This is a genomic window from Serinicoccus sp. CUA-874 (assembly GCF_001942225.1).
GTDB classification, from domain to species: domain Bacteria; phylum Actinomycetota; class Actinomycetes; order Actinomycetales; family Dermatophilaceae; genus Ornithinicoccus; species Ornithinicoccus marinus.
Genome location: NZ_MKJZ01000018.1, coordinates 1 through 3,200, shown reverse-complemented (window position 1 = coordinate 3,200; position 3,200 = coordinate 1). Strand labels below are relative to the sequence as shown.

Genomic DNA, 3,200 nt, shown 5'->3' with positions numbered 1-3,200 from the left:
ATCCTCACCCAGCGCCTCCACCCGCTCCGGGACATCCAGAACAGGGAGATCGGACGAGGACAGCATCAGTCGCTACCCTCACCCGGCAGCGACGCCGGCCTGGATGGTCCGCGGTGAGTTCTGCGACGGGAAGAGAGCTGGGTCCGTGACTGTGCCGGTGCTCAGCTCTCGGAGGGTGACACGCGGGGGTATGCCGGTCCCGGGCGGCCGGGTTCTGCCAGTGTCCTGCGGGTGGTCGAGCAGGTTGCCGCGCGTGGGTCAGGGGGTGCTGGTGGGGCCTGTGCCTTCCAGGACGTGAGGGACCCGGTCTACGGTGGCCTCATCAGCGGTGGGGGCGAGCACGTGCAGGCGCCTCCGGCGAGCTCTTCGACTGGGCCGGGCAGGGGGTCGTGCAGGTTCGGGGACACCCACGTCAACCACCCGGCGAAGGGGACCCCCTTCTTCATCGGCAGACCGGCGTCCCACCCTGCCTCACGCAACTTGTCGGTGGACCAAGTCATGTCCTGTGGCCGCCAGGTCTGCACCAATTGGCTCATGAGGTCTTTCGCGGTGTCCAGATCGGGCGGTCGCCGGTCCGTGGGCGTCAACAGGAACACCCCGGACCAGGTGGGTGCGGTGCCGCCGACGGAGATGCTGAGACCCAGGTTGTCCTGGTCGAGGGACCCGATCCCGATCCGTTGGCCCAGGGTGGGGATGACCTCACCGGTGGTGTCTTTCCGGTTCATGCCCGTGGCCAGGGCCTGGGTGATGGCGTCTGGATTGGTCAACGTGTTGCCGGCATGCTCCCACCGGGGCCCGTAGCCCAGGGTCTCGTGCAGCACCGTGAGACTGTCCCAGATCTGCTGCGCGGAGACTTCCATCGGCACCGGCTCCTGCGATGGGCCCCAGTACGCCCCGAGATACCACTGCATCGTTTGCATCCCTCCTCGATGGGCACTTCGGTTGCGTTTCAGGGGTGAACCCTGCCAGGAGAACCGGAAGGAAGGTCAGTCGTGCTGGTCCGGGCTGTGCCCGGGGCTCTCGTCCTGGTCCGGGCTGGGGTAGCTGTGCATGATGTCGCCGTGGCCGAGCAGGTTCGGGTTGATGAAACTCCACCGGTCCGGGTCGAGAAGGTCTGTGACGGTGTCGCCTTCTTCGACCGCGCAGACGAACGACGCGTCCTTGGTGGCCATCACGATGCGGATCCCGTGCTTGCGGCATTCCTGGGCCATGCACAACGCGACCAGCGCCTGTTGCTCGGGAGTGCCATCGCAACTGGCCATGTGCGGAAAGTGGAACCGGACATCGAAAGGAGGATGAGTGGCAGGCCAGATGCCGATCAACGGGGCGGTGAGGTGCTCTCGGCGGATTTCGGCGTCAGGGAACGCCGTGCCCAATGGCTCGAGCATAGAGGTTTGAAGGTCTTCGGGTATGCCGATCTGGTCGCGGTTGAGGTACAGCATGGGTCAGTTCTCGATTCTGATGCGGATGTCGGCCCGCCGCCCTCCAGGCCGTCCGCCGCGGAGAGGCTGCCGATGTGCTCGTGGTTGAACTGTCTTTGAGGGAGGTCGACCCGGGGCGCCGGAGTTCTCGGAAGTGCAGCTCGACGTCGAGGCCAGGTGCGACGTATGGCTGCGGAGTCCTCGTACTTCGGTAGTCGCCTTGGGATTCAGCGCTGGGGGGTCGTGAGCGGGTTGAGCTCGTCGGCGATGCGGTGCCAGGAGTGTGGTGTGACGAGGTGGTCATGGGCCGCGTCGTCCCAGAGGAAGTCGGTGACCAGCTGGCGGGTGTCGGCGCGGTAGGTCACGACAGCGACGACCTGGTCGAAGGGTTTGTCGCCGGCGAGGGTCACGAACAGGATCGAGGCGGCGCGCTGCAGGTTCCGGTGCGTCAGGAAGGTGTAGTCGGGTGTTTCGCCGGCGCGGTAGAGGATCGCATCTACCTGGGGGATCCACACCTGATCAGCCTCCTCCGCACCCTGCACGAGAACGGCGAACGCGTCCCACTCCTTGGCCCGCAGCCCCTCGTCGGCATTTAACGCGGAAAGGAAGGCATCCAGCGCTTCAGCCTCGGTGACCTCGCGCTGATCGGCCCCGGAGCTGGCCCGCAGCCACCTCACAACGACCACGCCTTTTCAGCCAGGTGCTTGATGTTGGCAGGCTGGTGCTTCCAACGGACAGCCTCGTTGCCGTTGAAGCGTCGGTGGGCGAACCGGTCCCTGTCACGGTCGTAGACGGTCACGATCGTTGTCGGCAGGGTCGCGTCACCGTGGTCATAGAGCACCTCTATTGCCAGAGAGTCAACATGCTGTGGGAGGTGCGGCCCGAAAAAGAACGAATCCGTGATTGATCGATACAGGGACGTGCTCTCGCTCACATTTTGGGCGCCGGCGTGGGCGAAATAGACGATGCCGGACACGTCCTGGTGAGCGGCGCGCACGGCGTCTCGTAGTGCCGTCTGGAAGCGATCAAGGCTGGTGCCAGCCCACGGCGCTATGGAATTCGGGGCTTGTTGGATCTCAGAACGTCCCATCGGCCATCTCCCTAATGTTTGCTCGCGGAATCCGGACGAAACTCTCCCCCGGTCCGTTTTTGAACACGAATTTGTTTCTATAAACGGTCTCTCCTGTACGGGGATCGATCACTTCGTAGGTGGCGCGAAGTGTGTCCGGGCGTCGACCACCAGCGAGTTCTATGTCAAGGCTGGGTTCGACGTGGTACCCGGCGTTGATCCAGTCGCCCCATTCGTTCTCCATGGTACGCCAGGCGCCGCGGTTGAGGTTCACGTTCTGGGGGATGTAGTTCGCCTCGCCTGCGCCAGGGAGGAAGCGATGGGCGATGAGGTGTCCTGCCTCATCGGTCGGGAGGCCGAGGGCGCGGGTGATCCTGGCGACGGTGGCGTCGACGTAGTCACGGGGGGTTCGGCCGAAGTCTTGGGTGAGGGTCGCTGTGGCCCGCGTCGTCCTTCCTTCGGGGTCGCGGTGGAAGTCTGCAGTATTTGATCCGACGCTGGTGGACTGGATCGATCGGTCACCGTCTGGAGCGACGGTCGTCACGGGCCTGTGGCCACCGGACCCGCCATCGCCGCGGTCGGCGCGGGATTGGAGGGTGAGCTGGTCGAGGAGGTCGCCGACGGTGGTGTTGCCGGTGACGAACCGGCCGCCGACACCGCCGGGTGCGCCGGCGTAGGCGTAGTGGGGTTGGTACCGGATGGTGGGCACG

Annotated in this window: 5 protein-coding genes; all 5 read right to left on the bottom strand. The window is 65.2% G+C overall.

The window, feature by feature from the left end:
• Positions 1-308: 308 nt before the first annotated feature.
• Complete coding sequence (locus BJF80_RS06675) at positions 309-860, bottom strand: hypothetical protein (RefSeq protein WP_143554011.1); 552 nt, start codon at positions 858-860, stop codon at positions 309-311.
• Positions 861-986: 126 nt separating this feature from the next.
• The gene (locus BJF80_RS06670; RefSeq protein ID WP_075812426.1) at positions 987-1,442 is read right to left on the bottom strand and encodes a hypothetical protein; all 456 of its coding nucleotides are present in this window, start codon (positions 1,440-1,442) and stop codon (positions 987-989) included.
• 206 nt (positions 1,443-1,648) lie between these two features.
• Positions 1,649-2,098 (bottom strand): hypothetical protein, encoded by a 450-nt coding sequence (locus tag BJF80_RS06665; RefSeq protein WP_075812424.1) that lies wholly within the window; start codon positions 2,096-2,098, stop codon positions 1,649-1,651.
• On the bottom strand, positions 2,095-2,511 hold the full coding sequence (locus tag BJF80_RS06660) for a hypothetical protein (protein ID WP_143456567.1): 417 nt from the start codon (positions 2,509-2,511) through the stop codon (positions 2,095-2,097). Before BJF80_RS06660 ends, BJF80_RS06665 begins: the two co-directional genes overlap by 4 nt.
• The coding region (locus BJF80_RS06655) for a DNA/RNA non-specific endonuclease (protein WP_158068490.1) at positions 2,498-3,200 on the bottom strand (703 nt) is incomplete at its 5' end. The genes BJF80_RS06655 and BJF80_RS06660, both read right to left, overlap by 14 nt.